At 71.4% G+C, this 17,291-nt stretch carries 17 protein-coding genes; 10 read left to right on the plus strand and 7 right to left on the minus strand.

The window, feature by feature from the left end:
* The first annotated feature begins 21 nt into the window (after window positions 1-21).
* On the plus strand, window positions 22-981 hold the full coding sequence (locus IOD14_RS24900; protein WP_212671569.1) for a threonine/serine dehydratase: 960 nt from the start codon (window positions 22-24) through the stop codon (window positions 979-981).
* 157 nt (window positions 982-1,138) lie between these two features.
* The gene (locus IOD14_RS24905) at window positions 1,139-2,773 is read left to right on the plus strand and encodes a serine/threonine-protein kinase (RefSeq protein WP_123987034.1); all 1,635 of its coding nucleotides are present in this window, start codon (window positions 1,139-1,141) and stop codon (window positions 2,771-2,773) included.
* Here IOD14_RS24905 and IOD14_RS24910 read toward each other — a convergent pair.
* Entirely contained in the window at window positions 2,755-4,191 is a 1,437-nt protein-coding gene (locus IOD14_RS24910) for a serine hydrolase domain-containing protein (protein ID WP_212671570.1), read from the minus strand. The genes IOD14_RS24905 and IOD14_RS24910 overlap by 19 nt on opposite strands.
* 86 nt (window positions 4,192-4,277) lie before the next feature.
* On the opposite strand from IOD14_RS24910, the gene IOD14_RS24915 reads away from it, so the two are divergent.
* From IOD14_RS24915 to IOD14_RS24930, 4 genes are all read left to right on the plus strand, one after another.
* Window positions 4,278-5,249, plus strand: coding sequence for an LLM class F420-dependent oxidoreductase (locus IOD14_RS24915; protein WP_212671571.1), 972 nt, complete (start codon window positions 4,278-4,280; stop codon window positions 5,247-5,249).
* Between the two features lie 176 nt (window positions 5,250-5,425).
* Window positions 5,426-6,460: a hypothetical protein gene (locus IOD14_RS24920; RefSeq protein ID WP_212673389.1), complete on the plus strand. Its 1,035-nt coding sequence runs from the start codon at window positions 5,426-5,428 to the stop codon at window positions 6,458-6,460.
* 61 nt (window positions 6,461-6,521) lie between these two features.
* Window positions 6,522-6,959 carry an SsgA family sporulation/cell division regulator gene (locus IOD14_RS24925; RefSeq protein ID WP_123987037.1) on the plus strand — a complete coding sequence of 146 codons (438 nt, stop codon included), beginning with the start codon at window positions 6,522-6,524 and terminating at the stop codon, window positions 6,957-6,959.
* A gap of 97 nt (window positions 6,960-7,056) precedes the next feature.
* Window positions 7,057-7,749 carry a DUF2238 domain-containing protein gene (locus IOD14_RS24930; protein ID WP_212671572.1) on the plus strand — a complete coding sequence of 231 codons (693 nt, stop codon included), beginning with the start codon at window positions 7,057-7,059 and terminating at the stop codon, window positions 7,747-7,749.
* Here the strand turns inward: IOD14_RS24930 and IOD14_RS24935 are convergent.
* Window positions 7,670-8,155, minus strand: a complete 486-nt coding sequence (locus IOD14_RS24935) for a DUF6328 family protein (RefSeq protein ID WP_123987039.1) — start codon at window positions 8,153-8,155, stop codon at window positions 7,670-7,672. The genes IOD14_RS24930 and IOD14_RS24935 overlap by 80 nt on opposite strands.
* Window positions 8,156-8,239: 84 nt before the next feature.
* A complete protein-coding gene (locus IOD14_RS24940) occupies window positions 8,240-9,223 on the minus strand; it encodes an aldo/keto reductase (RefSeq protein WP_212671573.1) in 984 nt (327 codons plus the stop codon).
* Between the two features lie 202 nt (window positions 9,224-9,425).
* On the opposite strand from IOD14_RS24940, the gene IOD14_RS24945 reads away from it, so the two are divergent.
* Window positions 9,426-11,072 (plus strand): cholesterol oxidase substrate-binding domain-containing protein, encoded by a 1,647-nt coding sequence (locus IOD14_RS24945; protein WP_249126300.1) that lies wholly within the window; start codon window positions 9,426-9,428, stop codon window positions 11,070-11,072.
* Here the strand turns inward: IOD14_RS24945 and IOD14_RS24950 are convergent.
* From IOD14_RS24950 to IOD14_RS24960, 3 genes are all read right to left on the minus strand, one after another.
* Window positions 11,069-11,653 (minus strand): TetR family transcriptional regulator, encoded by a 585-nt coding sequence (locus IOD14_RS24950; RefSeq protein WP_123987041.1) that lies wholly within the window; start codon window positions 11,651-11,653, stop codon window positions 11,069-11,071. The genes IOD14_RS24945 and IOD14_RS24950 overlap by 4 nt on opposite strands.
* The gene (locus IOD14_RS24955; protein WP_212671574.1) at window positions 11,650-13,128 is read right to left on the minus strand and encodes an MFS transporter; all 1,479 of its coding nucleotides are present in this window, start codon (window positions 13,126-13,128) and stop codon (window positions 11,650-11,652) included. Before IOD14_RS24955 ends, IOD14_RS24950 begins: the two co-directional genes overlap by 4 nt.
* Before the next feature lie 95 nt (window positions 13,129-13,223).
* Window positions 13,224-14,435 carry an FAD-dependent monooxygenase gene (locus IOD14_RS24960; protein WP_212673391.1) on the minus strand — a complete coding sequence of 404 codons (1,212 nt, stop codon included), beginning with the start codon at window positions 14,433-14,435 and terminating at the stop codon, window positions 13,224-13,226.
* Between the two features lie 340 nt (window positions 14,436-14,775).
* Between IOD14_RS24960 and IOD14_RS24965 the strand changes: the two genes are divergently transcribed.
* The 3 genes from IOD14_RS24965 to IOD14_RS24975 all read left to right on the plus strand — a co-directional run bounded on the left by IOD14_RS24965 (window position 14,776) and on the right by IOD14_RS24975 (window position 16,510).
* On the plus strand, window positions 14,776-15,120 hold the full coding sequence (locus IOD14_RS24965; RefSeq protein WP_123987044.1) for a tyrosinase cofactor: 345 nt from the start codon (window positions 14,776-14,778) through the stop codon (window positions 15,118-15,120).
* Window positions 15,121-15,152: 32 nt separating this feature from the next.
* Window positions 15,153-15,977 (plus strand): tyrosinase family protein, encoded by an 825-nt coding sequence (locus tag IOD14_RS24970; protein ID WP_123987045.1) that lies wholly within the window; start codon window positions 15,153-15,155, stop codon window positions 15,975-15,977.
* Window positions 15,978-16,057: 80 nt separating this feature from the next.
* The gene (locus IOD14_RS24975) at window positions 16,058-16,510 is read left to right on the plus strand and encodes an SRPBCC family protein (protein ID WP_123987046.1); all 453 of its coding nucleotides are present in this window, start codon (window positions 16,058-16,060) and stop codon (window positions 16,508-16,510) included.
* Window positions 16,511-16,533: 23 nt separating this feature from the next.
* Here IOD14_RS24975 and IOD14_RS24980 read toward each other — a convergent pair whose 3' ends face one another.
* Window positions 16,534-17,232 carry a ribonuclease H gene (locus IOD14_RS24980; protein WP_123987047.1) on the minus strand — a complete coding sequence of 233 codons (699 nt, stop codon included), beginning with the start codon at window positions 17,230-17,232 and terminating at the stop codon, window positions 16,534-16,536.
* Window positions 17,233-17,291 lie beyond the last annotated feature (59 nt).

A 17,291-nucleotide genomic window follows, 5' to 3' on the forward strand; every position in this document is an offset into this window, starting at 1 on the left:
CTCCCGCCGGAAGGAACCGTCTTGATCGGGATCAAGGACATCGAGCAGCAGGCCGGACTGATCGCCGGACACGTCGTACGCACGCCGACCCTGCCCAGCCCCGGTCTGTCCGAGCTGCTCGGTGCTCCGGTCACCGTCAAGCTCGAACTGCTCCAGCGCACCGGCTCGTTCAAGGCGCGCGGGGCGACGGCCAAGCTGCTGTCGCTGAGCGAGGCGGAGCGGGCGGCCGGGGTCGTGGCGGTCAGCGGCGGCAACCACGGGATCGCCCTCGCCCACATGGCGGCGGCGCTCGACGTCAAGGCCACGGTGGTCATGCCGCGTTCGGCACCCGCCCGGTCCGTGGAGCTCGTGACGGCGGCCGGAGCCTCGCTGCGGCTGACCGACGACATGGACGGCGCCTTCTCCCTGGTGAACCGGCTACGGGACGAGGGACTGACACTGGTCCACCCCTTCGACGACCCGGTGGTGATCACCGGGCAGGGGACGGTCGGGCTGGAGTTCGCCGAGGACGCGGGCGACGTCACCGACGTCCTCGTCAGCGTCGGGGGCGGCGGCCTGATCGCCGGGGTCGCTGCGGCACTGCGGGCGCGGCGTCCCGGTGTCCGGGTCTGGGGCGTGGAGACCGAGGGCGCCGAGGCCATGTCCCGGGCGCTCGCCGCGGGGGCACCCGTGCCGGTCGCGCTGTCCTCCCTGGTCTCCACGCTGAGTGCCCCGTCCGTCTCGCAGCTGACCTACGACCATGTGGCGGCTCTGGTCACCGAGGTCCTCGTGGTCCCCGACCGGGAGGCCGTGCGGGGCTGCCTCGACCTCGCCGACCACGCCAAGGTGTGGGGCGAACCAGCGGCCGGGTGCCTTCTGCCCGCCGCCCGGACGGTGCTGGAGCGCGTCGGCGAGGACTGCCGGCTGGGCCTGGTCGTGTGCGGGGGCAACGCGACCACCACGGACGTCATGGCCTGGGCCGGGCGGTTCGGACTGCGGTGAGGGACGTGTCCGACCGTGTTCGTTCCACTGACTTCTGAGTCAGAAACCGAGCAACCAGAAAGCGGATTCCAACGGTTGACGATGTGATTGAACATATCCCGCCGCACCCCCCGTACCTCTGTGAAAGGTGAGAGCCAGGGGTTCAGCGAGGGATGACATGGTCAAGGCGCACGTCTCCACACACGAGTTGGTCGCCGGACGGTACCGGCCCCTGGACGTCCTGCACCGCGAGACCAATCGGACCTGCTGGTACGGCGAGGACACGGCGGCCGAACGCCCCTGCCTGCTGACCGAGATCGTGCTGCCGGCCGGCACCGACGAGGAGACCTCGCTGCGGACCGCCGCGGGAGTGGTCCGGATGTCCAAGACCATGCGGCTGGTCTCCCCCGGCCGGATCGCCGCCGTCGTCGACGCGGTGGCCCAGGAGGGCGTCCTGTGGACCGTCACCGAGCCGATCGACGGCGTCCCGCTCGGCGAACTCCTCGGCCGGCAGGGAACGTTCGACCATGTACGGGCGGCCCGCATCGGCCTGGAGCTGCTGGAGGTACTGGAGGCGGCGCACGGCGAGGGCATCACCCACGGTGAACTCAGCCCGGGCCAGGTGTTCGTGCACCACCGGGGCTCCGTCATCGTCACCGGCTGGGGCCTGGCCGGCGCGACCCTGGCCCCGAGGCTCTCGGCACCGTCGTACGCCTCCCCCGAACAGGCCCGTGACGAGCGCATCGGCCCGGCCGCGGACCTGTGGGCGCTCGGCGCGATCCTCTACACGCTCGTGGAGGGACGTCCGCCCTTCCGCGACCGCGACCGTCCCGCGGCCACCCTGAAGGGGGTCGACCGGCTGCCGCTGAGGGCCCCGGTGCGGGCCGGGCCGCTCACCCAGACCGTGCAGGGGCTGCTGCGCAAGAGCTCCCAGGAGCGGCTGAGCCGCTCGGCCGTGCGGAGCGCCCTGCTGCGGGTCCTCGACGAGGGCCACGAGGCGGAGGCGCCGCAGGAGTCCAGGTCCCGGCTGCGCGTCCTGCACGGCGCGGCCCCCGGCCGCAGCAGCCGTCTCCTGGTCGCGGGGACCGCGCTGGCCGTCGTCACGGTGGCCGCCGCCGTCCTCACGGTGACCAAGGCGCTGCCCGGCGGCGACGGTGCCACGGCCGGTGAGGCGACCGCCCCGTCCGCGACGGCCTCCGCGCCCGTGCCGCAGCCCCCGCTCCCTTCCCCCTCGGTCACGGCATCCGGAAACCGCACCGACGAGCGCTCCGAGCCGCCCGCGTCGCCGACACCCACCCCCAAGCCCACTCCGAGCAGGACGGTCGGTCCCACCGCGGGCACGGGACTGCCGCCCGGGTACAGCGAGTACCACTCCCCCGAGGGCTTCTCCGTGGCCCTCCCCAAGGGCTGGAAGCCGCTGGAGACCCAGCGCCAGGAGAACCTGGCGTACCGCGTCACCTTCGGCGCCCCCGGCGACCCGCGTACGCTCGCCGTGACCTACAGCAAGGCCGTCGGCGACGACGCCGTGGCGGTGTGGCGCGACGACGTGGAACCGGGGCTGCGGGACAACCCCGGCTACGAGCGCCTCGGTGACATCCGCGCGACGACCTACCAGGGCCGCGAGGCCGCCGACATGCAGTGGGTCGAGGAGGTCGACGGCACCCGGGTGCGCACCTTCGGCCGCGGATTCCTCATCGGTGGGGGCCGCGGCTACTCACTGCGCTGGACGACGCCCGCGGCCGACTGGGCGGACACCGCGAACCGGCAGGCGCTGGACACCTTCCTGAGCACCCTTCACGTGCCCTCGGACTGAACCGGCGCCCGCATCCGCCGCAGCGGACCGGCGTGCAGGGGCTGGGTGCGCCAGCGCGCGGTGAACGTGCGGTCCCCGAGCGAGCACGTCACCAGCAGGTGGTGCGGTGTCTCCAGGAACGCCACGTCGACGACGAGGGTCTCCGCGTCGGTCCAGCCACCGCTCACCGCGACCGGCACCGGTTCCTCGACGACCGTCCAGCCGCTCTCCCCGGCTGCCGGCGCCAGTTCCAGCCGGTCGCCGTCGTCCACGAGGGTCACCCGGCCACCCGGGTCCACCTCGATCGCGGTCAGGGTCGGCTGGTCGACGCACGTGCCGCCGTGGGGCGTGAAGACGGTGTTCCGGTCCTGCGCTCGGTCGGCGGGGGCGGGCTTGCCCTCGGCGGACGGCACGGCGAGCCGTGTCAGACGGTCGGCCAGGGCCACGTCCGCCGCCTCACCGCCGGGCAGCGGGCCGGCGCCGAACGCGGGGAGCAGATGCTCCCAGGCCAGGTCCAGGACCTTCTGCATGTCCACGGTCTCCGACGTGATCGCGAGCACCGCGTCCTGCTCGGGCAGCACCACGCAGAACTGCCCATAGGCCCCGTCCCCGCGGTACCCGTGCCGTGACATCCAGAACTGGAAGCCGTAGCCCTGCTGCCAGTCCGACCAGCCGCCCACCACCGGTGCCTCATGCGCGATCTGGACGCGTGTCGCCTCGGCCACCCACGACTCGGGCAGCAGCCGCTCGCCCTCCCAGACCCCGCCCCGCAGATGGAGCTGGCCGAGCCGGGCGATCGCGTCGGTGGTGGCGTGCAGCCCGCTGAAGCCGAGCTCGCGGCCCCTGCGGTCGGCGATCCAGGCCACCTCGCCGATGCCGAGCGGCTCGAACAGCCGGGGCCGCAGGTACTCGGTGAGCTTCTGCCCCGTGACCCGCTGGACGACAGCGGCGAGGGTGTAGGTGGCGGGCTGGTTGTAGGCGAAGACGGTGCCGGGGTCCCGGTCCGGCGGGACCAGCAAAAAGCCCCGGACGAGTTCGTCGCTGTCCAGAGCGCGCGCCCGGTCCAGCGTCTCCTCGGCATGCCCGCTGGCCATGGACGCCACGTGGCGTACCAGCATCGTGCGGCTGCGCGGGTCGGTGATGTCCGCCTCGAACTCCGGGAAGTACGAGATCACCGGGTCGTCCAGTCGGATCAGCCCCTCGGCGACGGCGAACCCGGCGGCCGTGGCGGTGAAGCTCTTGCTGAGCGAGTACAGGAGCTGGGGCCGGTCCGGGGCGTACGGCGCCCACCAGCCGGAGGCCACGACCTGGCCGTGCCGCAGCAGCATCAGGCTGTGCGGGTGAAGGTTCGGTTCTGCTTCGAGGGCGTCGAGGAAGGCCTGTATACCGGCCGCGTCGACGCCCTGGGCTGCGGGAGTGCTCGTGGGCAGGGAACTCATACGGGCATCCTCCCCCCTTCACCGGCCTTGATCGAGAGGGCCCGGGAAGCCCGTTTTCCCCTCCGGTCACCGGGGACCCGGAACCCATGGTGCAGATCGGATACACGATGATGACCGAGCAGGCCGGCCCCCGGGAGCTGGTGGGCCATGTGGTGCGGGCCGAGGAGGCGGGCTACGACTTCTCGGTGACCTCGGACCACTACTTCCCGTGGCTGCGGTCGCAGGGACACTCGCCGTACGCGTGGAGCGTGCTCGGGGCGGCCGCCCAGGCCACCTCGCGCATTCCGCTGATGACCTACGTGACGTGTCCCTCCTTCCGCTACCACCCGGCGGTGGTGGCGCAGAAGGCGGCGACGATGCAGCTGCTCTCCGAGGGCCGCTTCCGGCTGGGACTGGGCTCGGGCGAGAACCTCAACGAGCATGTGGTGGGCGGCGGCTGGCCGTCGGCCGACGTACGGCACGAGATGCTGGAAGAGGCGATGGAGATCATCCGCGCGCTGTTCCGGGGTGGCCATGTGAACCACCGCGGGACCCACTTCGACGTGGAGTCGGCGCGGTTGTGGGACCTGCCGGACGAGCCGCCGCAGATCGGTCTGGCCGTCTCCGGCGAGCAGTCGTGCGAACTGGCCGGCCGCCTCGCCGACCTGGTGATCGCCACCGAGCCCAAGGCGGACCTGCTGGACGCGTTCGACCGGCACGGCGGCGAGGGCAAGCCGCGGGTGGGGCAGCTGCCCGTCTGCTACGACACCGACCGGGACACCGCCATCAAGCGGGCGCACTCCCAGTTCCGCTGGTTCGGGAACGGCTGGAAGGTCAACTCCGAACTCCCGCATCCGGATTCGTTCGAGTCGGCCACTCAGTTCGTCACACCCGACGACGTCGCGGTGTCGATCCCGTGCGGTGCCGACCCCGAAGCCTTCGTCGAGGCCGTACGGCCGTACGCGGAGGCGGGGTTCACCGAGATCGCCCTGGTGCAGATCGGCGGCGACTCGCAACCGGAGTTCCTGGACTGGTCGGAGAAGACACTGCTGCCCGCGCTGCGCGACGCGTTCGCCTGAGCGAGCCGGGCTGCCGGGGCGGTACCGAGGGGTGCAATAGGCTTCCCAACCGCACGTCGTGCGGTCCGTACCAGCCCTGCCCAGGAGAAACACCCGTGACCCTAGCGATCGACCCGTCCGAGGCGTCGGGCCCCGTTCCGGCCGAGCAGTCGGTTGAGACGCCGGTGGAGAGGCCGGTGGAGACGCCGGTTCAGGCATCGGCCGAATCGTCCCCCTCGCCCCTGCATGACCTCGTGGCGCGGGACGCCCGTGAGTTCGGGGTCTACGCGCGGACCGGCGGCTGGGCCTTCGGCCTGATGGTGGCGCGCAGTGTCCGCCCCGGCGGCCAGAGCGCGGACGAGACGCCGAAGGTGTCCGCGAAGGAGTTCGCCGAGCTCGCCGGCTGCTCGCCCGAGCGCGTCATGCGCTACTACAAGGCCTGGGACCGGGCCGCCGACGACGGAATGGTCCCGCACTTCGAGGCGCTGGCGCCCGGCCAGGAGGTGGAGCTGCCGGACTCGGACGTGTGGCTGAGCTACTACTCCTCCCGCAGCAGTGCCACGTCCGACCGCGGCACGGCCATCGCGGAGGCCGCCGAGGCCGAGGGCATCCGCCCGACCAAGGCGCTGGAGGTCGCGGAGAACCCGACCGCGCTGCGGGCCGCGATCCTCGCCGACCCCTCCACGGCCCGGGCCGCGCGCAGCGCGCTGCTCGACCGGATCAAGGAGGACCCGGAGCTGCAGGCCTCGCTGGCCCGGGACGTGGTGCGCACCGACGACCTGAAGAAGGCCGTGGCCACCGAGAGCAGGGCGGCCGACCGCATCGGATACGTGCGCCAGATCGCCGAGTCGGGCCAGGTGAAGACCCCGGCCGGGCAGACCATCGACGCCCCGGTGGACCTCCGCCAGGAGGCCGAGCGCCATCTGTCCCTCCTCGAGGAGCTGGAGGAGGACGAGGACACCGGCGAGTGGGCGGCCGAGGCGTTCGACACCATGAAGTCCCTCGTCGCCGAGGCCGTGGAGGCCGATCCCGAACTCCGCGTCCAGGAACGGCGGACGAAGTTCTACAGCAGTCTCCAGAAGGCGACCAAGGCCTTCGAGGAGCTGACCTTCGACGACGCCCAGGACTTCTACGAGGACGACATGGTCCAGCAGCTGGAGGAACTCCAGCAGGCCATCGCCTCGTGCATCACGGCGCTGCGGGGCGCGAAGGGGAATCACCCGGAAGGCTGAGCATCTTGGCCGTAGGAGGGGTACTAGAGGGCTCTACGTCGTTCTCCCCGGAGGCCTCCAGGTGAACTCCTTCGTCCACAGGACCGCGCACAAGACGCTCGTCGTGCAGCTCCAGGCGGGCGGCACGGGCCGCTGCCCCGTGCTCGCCCACCTCGGGTACGACGCGGCGGACCCGTTCGCCGTCACCGCGGTGTTCAGCCATGACGGCCGGGTGCTGGCGCGGTGGCGGCTGGACCGCGAGATGCTCGCCGAGGGTCTGAGCGGTCCGGTCGGGGTCGGGGACGTGCGGCTGCGCCCGGTCTCGACCGGTGTCTGGGAGGAACTGCGCATGGAGTTCTTCGGCGACGCCCGCGCCGACGGGGGCCGCCAGCACGCCGTGGTCTTCGCCTGGGCCCCGGCGCTGGCGTCCTTCCTGCGCGAGACCCGCGAGATCGTGCCGCCGGGGCAGGAGGAGGTCAGCGTGGACGACTTCCTGGCCTCGGTCCTCGCGGGCGGCTGAGACGGGTGCCGGTGCGTACGCGGCCTGAGCAGCCGTACTCATGCCGCCGTCGTCCCCCTGCCCCGACGATGAGGGCTCCTGAGACGAGGAGCACCTCATGACCGCTGTGCGACGGCCCCTGCCCGTCCTGCTCGCGTGGGTCGTGGTCGCCGCGCTGGCCCTGTCCGCCTGGGGCCCGCGCGACCGCACCACCTGGTTCCTGGAGACCGCGTGGGTCCTGGCCGGGCTGCCGCTGCTCGTGCTGACCCGGCGCCGCTTCCCGCTGACCGACCTGTTGTACGTTCTGCTGGCGGTCCACGCGCTCGTGCTGATCGTCGGCGGCCACTACACCTACGCACAGGTCCCGCTCGGCGACTGGGTGCGCGACACCTTCGCGCTCGACCGCAATCCGTACGACCGTTTCGGCCACCTCATGCAGGGCTTCGTGCCGGCGGTTCTCGTACGGGAGCTGCTCAGCCGTACGTCACCGCTGCGGGGCAGCCGCTGGCTGGCGCCGCTGACGGTGTGCGCCTGTCTGGCCTTCAGCGCCGTCTTCGAGATGCTGGAGTGGGCGGCCGCCGTGATCGGCGGTCAGGCGGCGGACGCCTTCCTGGCCACGCAGGGCGATGTGTGGGACACCCAGTGGGACATGTTCTGCGCGCTGATCGGCGCCACGGTGTCCGTGCTCGTGCTGAGCCGCCTGCACGACCGGCAGTTGGACGGGCCGCGCCTCACTTCGCCGTGTAGCGATGCCGGGTCCACAGCGGAAGCGCGAACCAGCACAGCAGGTACCAGGCCACGACTCCCGTGACGAGCCAGGGCACCCAGTCGTCATGGGTCGCGACGCGCAGGACCAGCAGGAGCGCGGAGGTCATGGTGAGCAGCAGCAGGAGCAGGCCCATGAAGGTCAGGCGCGAGGCCCACTGCACGGCCTGGGGCTTCATGCGCTGCCCCGAGACGAGGCGGTGCAGCGACACCGGTCCGATCAGGGCACCGGTCGCACAGGCGCCCAGCACGACGGTCACTATGTAGATGACCTGGTCGGCGTGGGCCAGGTCGTGGTATTTCGGTGTGAAGACCACGGTGAGCAGGAAGCCGAACAGGATCTGTACACCCGTCTGCGCCACCCGGACCTCTTGGATGAGCTCGGCCCATTTGCGGTCCGCGCGCTCTTCCTCGGTCTCGTCGCGCCCCGTCCGTCTCTCCGTCTCGACCATGCCGTACAGGTATCCGGTGCCTGATCGTTCAAACAGCGCGGCTCCGGGAAGCGGCGCGGGGCCGCGTCCCGGAGCCGGGCGGGGTCACCAGCGGTTCTCGACCTGCTCCTTGATCCGGCGGTCGTACAGGTCGCGGATGGCCGTGAGGGTCTCCTCGGACAGCGGCGGCAGCTTGGCGGCGGCCGCGTTGGCGCGGGCCTGTTCGGGGTTGCGGGCGCCGGGGATGACGGTGGTGACGCCGGGCTGCTCGATGATCCAGCGCAGGGCGAGCTGGGCCGGGGTGTAGCCCTCGGGGGCCAGTGCGGAGAACTCGGCGGCGGCCTCGACACCGGTCGTGTAGTCCACGCCGGAGAAGGTCTCGCCGACGTCGAAGGCCTCCCCGTGCCGGTTGTAGGCACGGTGGTCGTTCTCCGGGAAGACCGTGTCCCTGGTGTACTTGCCGGACAGCAGGCCCGACGCGAGCGGGACCCGGGCGATGATGCCGACGCCCGCCTCCTGAGCGGCGGGCAGCACCTCGCGCAGCGGCTTCATGCGGAAGGCGTTGAGGATGATCTGCACGCTCGCCACACCGGGCCGGGCGATCGCGGTCAGGGCCTCCTCGCAGGTCTCCACGCTGACGCCGTAGTGGGCGATGCGCTCCTCCTCGACCAGGGTGTCGAGGGCGTCGAACACCTCGTCCGTGGAGTAGACGGGGGTGGGCGGGCAGTGCAGCTGGACCAGGTCGATGCGGTCGACGCCGAGATTGCGGCGCGAACGGTCGTTCCAGGCACGGAAGTTGTCGAGGACGTAGTTCTCGGGGATCTGGTCGACGCGGCGGCCCATCTTCGTCGCGACCAGCACGTGCAGGTCGGGCCTGCCGCTCAGGAACGTGGCGATGGTCTGCTCGCTGCGTCCGTCGCCGTACACGTCCGCCGTGTCGAAGAAGGTGACCCCCGACTCGGCCGCCGCCTCCAGCACGGAGAGGGCTTCCTTGTCGTCGACGTCTCCCCAGTCGGCCCCCAGCTGCCAGGTGCCGAGTCCGACGACGGATGCGTGCTGCTGCGACCTGCCGAATGTGCGCTCGTCCATGACGTCAGTCTGTCATCCGTCGCCGACTTGCGCGGAACTGGTCGCTCCGGGTCGGGGCCTGTGAATGTTTCACTCACACGGGTGACACCTTTCGACGTAAGGCATGCACGTGTCAACATCCGCCTAGCGTGACCCCGTGACAGATCGTTCAGTGAGCAACCACCCGCAGGACAACCCGTCCTGGACCCGTCGCGGCTTTCTCATGAGCGCCGCCGCCCTCGCCGCCGTACCGGTGCTGCTGCCCGCCGATCCGGCCGCCGCGGCCGAGGAGCTGCCCGACTTCCCGGCCGGCGTGGCCCTGTACCGCTCGGCGTACCGGAACTGGGTCGGCGAGATCACCGCCGACGGGCTGTGGGCCTGTGCGCCGACCGGCCCGGACCAGGTGGTCGACATCGTCAACTGGGCGTGGCGGCACGGTTGGCGGGTCCGCGCGCGAGGCTCCTCGCACGGTTGGTCGCCCCTCACCGTCACGGAGGGCACCGCGGCGGACGCGCCCGTTCTCCTGGTCGACACCGCCGCCCACCTCACCGGCCTGTCCCTGGACTCCGCCTCCGCCGTGCGGGCCGGCACCGGCGTCACGCTGGAGGCGCTGCTCACCTATCTGGAGGAGCACGGGCTCGGGGTCACCGCCGCGCCCGCGCCCGGTGACCTGACCCTGGGGGGCGCGCTGGCGGTCGACGCGCACGGCACCGCCGTCCCGGCCGACGGGGAGAGGCGGCTGCCGGGGCAGACGTACGGCTCGCTCAGCAATCGCATCCTGTCGCTGACGGCGGTGGTGTGGGACGAGGACGGCGGGGCGTACGCACTGCGCACCTTCAGCCGCGCCGAGGCCGACAGCGCGGCCCTGCTCACCCATCTCGGGCGTGCCTTCGTCACCGAGGTCGTGCTGCGGGTGGGGGCCAACAGCAATCTGCGGTGTGTGAGCCGGCTCGACATCCCGGCGGCCGAGCTCTTCGCGGCGCCCGGCGGTGACGGGCGGACCTTCGCGAGCTTCATGGAGGAGGCCGGGCGGGTCGAGGCCATCTGGTTCGCCTACACGGAGTTCCCGTGGCTCAAGGTGTGGAGTGTGGCGCCGACCAGGCCGCTGACCTCGCGGCGGGTGACCTCGCCGTACAACTACCCCTTCTCCGACAACGTTCCGACCCTGGTGGCCGATCTGGCCGGGCGGATGGTGTCGGACGCGGCCTGGTACCTGGCGCCGGTGCTCGGGAACGCGCAGCTCGACGTGGCGGCCGTGGGGCTCACGGCGACCCTGTCGGCGGACATCTGGGGGCCCTCCAAGAACTCGCTCCTGTACATCAGGCCGACGACCCTGCGGTTGACGGCGAACGGGTACGCCGTCCTGACGCGCCGGGACCAGGTGCAGCGGGTGGTCTCCGAGTTCACGGACTTCTACCGCGAGCGGCTGGCCGCGTACACCGCTCAGGGGAAGTTCCCGGTCAACGGCACGGTGGAGATCAGGGTGACCGGCCTCGACGATCCGGCCGAGGCGGAGGTGGCCGGGGCGCGGGCCCCGCTGCTGTCGGCGTTGCGGGCGGATCCGGACCGCCCCGAGCGGGACACCGCGGTGTGGCTGGACATCCTCACCCTGCCGGGAACGCCCCATGCGGAGTCCTTCCTGCGGGAGATCGAGCAGTTCCTCGTCGACGGCTACGAAGGCACCCGCGTCGAGTGGTCCAAGGGGTGGGCTTACACGGACGAGGCCGCGTGGGCGGACGAGGAGATGCTCGGGACGACGATTCCCGGGGCGTTCGGAGAGGCGGTGTGGGGACAGGCGGCCGGGGTGCTGGACCGGCTCGATCCGCACGGCGTGTTCGGCAACGCCTTCCTCGACCGCCTCTTCCGCTAGGGCGTCAGGTGGGCCTGCACCGTGGGGGCGTAGCGGTCCACCAGATCCTCCACGGCGGTCGCCCTCAGCTCGGTGCCCCGGGCGATGCCGTACATCACGCCCAGGCCCAGGAGGGTGCCCACCGCCAGCTCCGCGCGCAGGCCGGCGTCGGCCCCGCGCAGGCGTTCCGCGAGGCGGTCGACCACCTGTGCGCGGAAGTTGACGCGCAGGATGTCGCCGTGCTCGCCCTGGACGGGGGCGAAGGCGATCCGCAGCAACGGGTCGGCGCCGCGTTCGATCTGGCCGGTGAGGACGTGGCGGACCATGTGGCGGCCCAGCTCGTCGAGGGGCGCGTCGAGCAGGGCCGTCGCGTCGGACTCGAAGGACATGACGCGGGCGAACAGGGCGTCCTTGTTGCCGAAGTACTTCACGATCAACGGCGGGCTGACGCCCGCCCGTTCGGCGACCGCCTTGAGGGTGATGTCGGCGTGCGGAGTGCGGGCCAGGAGATAACGGGCCGCCCGGAGAATGGCGGCCCTGGTGGCCTCGGCGTCCCGGCGGGCCGGCGTGGTCGTGGGGGGCGTAGTGCTCACGGCACTCATGCTCCCTCCATCGCCCCGTCCCGCGCGCCCCGGGTGCGGCCCTCCGTCCGGCGGGTCCCCTCGGGCGTGGCGTCGCCGGGGATGGTCAGCGCCGCCGCACAGGCCGCGAGAGCCACCGCGCCCGCCATGGCGAAGGCCAGCAGATAGCCGTGCAGGGTGGGGACGGGCGTGCCGCCGACCGGGCTGGTGTGGTGGACGAGCACCGCTGCGACGGCCGCGCTGGAGGTGGCCTGGCCGATGGTGCGCATGAGGACGTTCACACCGTTCGCGGAGGCCGTCTGCTCGGCCGGTACCGCGCGCAGGATGAGGGTGGGCAGGGCCGAGTAGGCGAGGGTGGTGCCGGTGGAGACCACGGTCGCGCCCAGGATGATCATCCACAGGTGGCGGCTGTCCGCGATGCGTACCGCGTAGCCGCACGCGATGACCGCGGCGCCGAGGGCGAGGGTGACGCGGGGGCCGCGGGAGGCGGAGATCCGCGCCGAGAGCGGCGAGAACAGCAGCATGGTCACGCCGCCCGGCAGCAGGCACAGGCCGGTGGCCACGATCGACAGGCCGAGTCCGTAGCCGGTGGCCTCGGGCGCCTGGACCAGCTGGGCCGTGACCAGGGAGTTGGCGTAGAAGGCGAAGCCGGTCAGCAGGGCGGCCACATGGGACAGGCCGACGCGTGGCCGGGTCACCAGGCGCAGGTCGACCAGGGGCTGCTCGGTGCGCAGCTGGCGCCACCACCACAGGGTCAGGACGGCGACGGACACCGCGAAGAGGCTGAGGACACGGGGACTGCCCCAGCCCCACTGGCCGCCCTGGGACACCCCGAGCAGCAGGCTGACCAGGCCCACGGCTAGCCCCAGGGCGCCCGGCACGTCGAAGCGGCCCGGCTGTCGTACCGGCGACTCGCGGACCGCCCACGACACGGCCGTGACTCCCAGGGCGCCGAGCACGCTGGTCATCCAGAACATGGTGTGCCAGTCGGCGTACTGGACGACCATCGCGGCCAGCGGCAGGCCGAGGGCGGCGCCGATACCGACCGTGGAGCTCATCATCGCGACCGCGGAACCCCGCCGCTCGGGCGGCAGTTCGTCGCGCAGGATGCTGATCGACAGTGGCACCACGGAGGCGGCGGCCCCCTGCAGGGCACGGGCCGTGATGAGCACGGTGATGTCGGACGACAGGGCGCACATCACGGAGCCGACGGTCATCAGGACCAGGGACGCCGTGAGCACCCTGCGCTTGCCGTACATGTCGCCGGCGCGGCCGAGCACGGGGGTGAGGACGGCTCCGGACAACAGGGTCGCCGTGACCATCCAGGAGACGGCGCCGGGCGAGGAGTGGGTGAGCCGGGGCAGGTCCGGCAGCAGGGGCACGACCACGGTCTGCATGACGGCCATGAGCGTGCCGCACATCGCCAGGACCGGCACGGTGAGCCGGGTCCGCAGACGTGCTCCACGCGGCGGCGATATCGGGCCCTGCTGGTCCATCGGCACTCCGGATTCAACGGGAAAACGGTGGTGAATGACAATTCACTTTAGCGGTGAATCGCCATTCACCCAACACCGTTTCCAGGCCCGGTGAGCTACTTGCGGGAGGCCAGCTCGCGCGCGTGGACGCTGCGCGCCACCTTCGGGCCGAGCCAGCGCTTGAACCTGCGCAGCGCCTCCAGCTGCCCGGCGGCCTTGTCGATCCGGTAGTAGAGCTGCGGCGGCACATAGGGCAGCAGCGGCGAGTGGCGCTGGCCGAGCAGCGCGAACATCTGCTCCGGGGGCAGGTCGATGTAGCGCGGCAGGTTCTCGTACCACTGGGCGCTGTAGCGGGCGGCGCTCTGGATGGAGAGGAGCTCCGCCTTGCGCTGCCGCTCGTAGCGGGCGAGGGCCTGGGGCAGCCCGGTGTGCGCGTGCAGAGCGTCGGCGAGGGCGATGGCGTCCTCCAGGGCGAGGGTGGTGCCGGCGCCGATGGAGTAGTGGGTGGTGTGGGCGGCGTCGCCGAGGAGGACGAGGTTGCCGCGGTGCCAGGTGCGGTTGGTGAGGGTACGGAAGTTCAGCCACTGGGCGCTGCCCGAGCCGGCGGAGCGGCCGATCAGGGGCCGGCCGTCGAGGATGTCGGCGAACAGCTTCTCCAGCAGGGCCAGCCCGTCGGCCTCGTCGGCGCGGTCGAGCCCCAGGCCGGTCCAGGTCTGCGGCGCGCACTCGACGACGACGGTGCTGCGCTCGGGGCTGAAGGCGTAGCCGTAGCACCAGATCCAGCCGTGGTCGGTCTCGACGAAGGCGAAGGTGAAGGAGTCGAAGACCTTGCTGGTGCCGAGCCAGATGTAGTGGTTGCGGCCCTCCTTGGTCTCGGCGCCGAAGTGGTCGGCGTGCGCGGTCCGCAGGGCACTGCGCACACCGTCGCCGGCGACGACGAGGTCGGCCTCGGGGAGGTTCCCGTCGGTGATCTCGTGCTCGAACTCCAGCCGCACGCCCAGAGAGCGGGCCCGTGCGGCGAGGATCTCGAGCAGGCGGTGCCTGCCGATGCCGAAGCCCTGGTCGCTGCCGCGCCGGGTGACCAGGTCGCGCACCCGGGCCTCGCCCTCGGTCCAGCTGACCGAGGCCTCCTCGATCGCGCGGGCCGACTCGGCGTCGTGCGCGTGCAGCCGGTCGAGCAGTCCGCGCCAGTAGGTGACGCCCCAGCCGTAGGTCGAGCCCTCCGGGTCGCGCTCGTGGACAGTGATGTCGTGGGACGGGTCCTGCCGTTTCAGCAGGATCGAGAGATACAGGCCGGCGGGCCCGCCGCCGACGCAGGCGACCTTCACACGCACCCCTAGAAATTACCCAAAGCGGTCGATTGGCAACGCAGAGTAGCAGCCCGGGGGTGCGGGGCCGGGGTTCCGGATCACGTCGATCTCCGCGCGTGACGCGGGCCACTACCAGGGCGTTCACGCGCAAAGGATCATCGGATCGGCGGTCGGCGCGAGAAGGAATTCCTCCGTCCGGGTTCGCGAAAGCCCTCCCAGCAGCAAGATCATCTTTGTTCAACGCTGTACGACATGTTGGTAATTGTCTGAATCGGAGCCAACCGGTCACGAGCGATTTCTCCCGCTCTCGGCAGGGCCGATAGGCATGCGGAGTCCGTCAACTCAGGAGGTACACCGCATGCCGGAACTCACCCGCCGTACCGCGCTCACCGCCACGGCCGCCCTCGCGGCGACGGCCGTGGCCGCCCCGCACGCGTCCGCCGAGGAGCACCACCACGGATCCCCGGAGCCCTTCGACGAGGTCTACAAGGGCCGCCGGATACAGGGCCGTTCCACCGGGGGCCACCACGGCGGCTACCGGGTGACGGTCGACGGCGCGGAGCTGCACCTGATGCGCAACGCCGACGGCACCTGGATCAGTGTCGTCAGCCACTACGACCCGGTACCCACCCCGCGCGCCGCCGCACGGGCCGCCGTCGACGAGCTCCAGGGCGCACGGCTGCTGCCGTTCCCCGCCAACTGACCGCCCCGCACGCCTCTTTGGAGCACCCGCACATGACCGTCCGCAAGAACCAGGCCACCCTGACCGCCGACGAGAAGCGGCGGTTCGTCGCCGCCGTCCTGGAGCTGAAGCGCAGCGGCCGCTACGACACGTTCGTCACCACGCACAACGGCTTCATCATGTCCGACACCGACAACGGCGAGCGCACCGGTCACCGTTCGCCCTCCTTCCTGCCCTGGCACCGCAGGTTCCTGCTCGACTTCGAGCGCGCCCTGCAGTCGGTGGACGCCTCGGTGGCACTCCCCTACTGGGACTGGAGCACCGACCGCAGCCCGCGCGCCTCGCTGTGGGGTCCCGACTTCCTCGGCGGCACCGGGCGCAGCCGGGACGGGCGGGTGACGGACGGCCCGTTCGCCGCCGACAGCGGCGACTGGCCCATCAACGTGCGGGTCGACGCCCGTACGTATCTCAGACGCTCCCTCGGCGCCGGCGTACGGGACCTGCCGACCCGGGCCGAGGTGGAGTCGGTGCTGTCCATGGCGACGTACGACATGGCGCCCTGGAACAGCGCGTCGGACGGCTTCCGCAACCATCTGGAGGGCTGGCGCGGGGTCAATCTGCACAACCGGGTCCATGTCTGGGTGGGCGGGCAGATGGCGACCGGGGTCTCCCCCAACGATCCGGTGTTCTGGCTCCACCACGCCTTCGTGGACAAGCTGTGGGCCCGGTGGCAGCGCAGGCATCCGGACTCCCGCTATCTGCCGGCCGCCGGAACACCCGATGTCGTCGATCTCGACGAGACCATGAGGCCGTGGAACGACGTGCGCCCCTCCGACCTCCTCGACCACACACCCCACTACACCTTCGACACCGAATAAGAGTCGTCTTGCGTCGGTTTGCCGTCCAGGCCGCGCGGTACCCGCGCCGCACACCGAGAAGACGAAGGAGGGATTCACCCGTGTCGCAGGTCGAGGAATCCATCGAGGTCGGCGTGCCGGTGCACACCGCCTACAACCAGTGGACGCAGTTCGAGACGTTCCCCGAGTTCATGAGCGGGGTCGAGCGCATCGAACAGCGCACCGACACGCTCACGCACTGGGTGACCAACGTCCACGGGGTGCACAAGGAGTTCGACGCGGAGATCACGGAGCAGATCCCGGACGAGCGGGTCGCGTGGACCACGATCACCGGCGATGCCAAGCAGGCCGGCGCGGTGACCTTCCACCGGCTCGACGAGACCCACACCAAGGTGATGCTCCAGATGGACTTCCATCCGGACAGCATCACCGAGAAGGTGGGCGACAAGCTCGGCTTCGTGAAGCGCCAGACCAAGAGCGACCTGGAGCGCTTCAAGACGTTCATCGAGGAGCGCGGCCGCGAGACCGGCGAGTGGCGCGGGGCGGTCATCTAACCCGTCGACGCTGCGACCGGGCGCTAACCGGCCGCTTCCGTACGGCACTCCGGGTGCCCCCAGCCCTGCGTGTTCTTGGCGATGGGCTCGCCCGCCGCGTAAGGACGTCCGCACAGACACCGGCCGGGGAACTTGGCCTTGATCGTACGTGAGGACGAACCACCGCTCCGCTTGGGCGACTTGGCCCGGGCGGGGCGGTCGGTCTTTTTCGGGGTGTCCGGCGACGGCGGCGGAGGGGGCGAGCCCAGTTCGCTGCTCGCGGGCTCCTGGACGATCGCCGCCTGGCTGGCCGCGCGGTCGGCGAAGTCGTTGAGCGGATCGCCGTCGACCTGGTGGGCGGGGACGTAACGGAACTCGACCGAACGGCCGTCGAGCAGTTCGTCGATCCGTACGACGAGGTCCTGGTTGGCGACCGGCTTACCCGCGGAGGTCTTCCAGCCGTTGCGCTTCCAGCCGGGCAGCCAGGTGGTGACGGCCTTCATGGCGTACTGGGAGTCCATCCGGATCTCCAGCGGCACGTCCGGGTCGGTCGCGGTCAGCAGCCGCTCCAGGGCGGTGAGTTCGGCGACGTTGTTGGTCGCCCGGCCGAGCGGGCCGGCCTCCCAGCGCTCGGGCGTCTGCGACTCGTCGGCGATGACCCAGGCCCAGGCCGCAGGTCCCGGATTCCCCTTCGAAGCCCCGTCGCACGCGGCCACCAGTCGTTCACGCATGCGCTCGATCATGCCATGAGCGGACGGCCGCCCGTTCACCCCACCAGGTGCGCAGCGGTCAGTCGGCCCCC

The organism is Streptomyces sp. A2-16, assembly GCF_018128905.1.
In the GTDB taxonomy this organism is placed as follows: Bacteria; Actinomycetota; Actinomycetes; order Streptomycetales; family Streptomycetaceae; genus Streptomyces.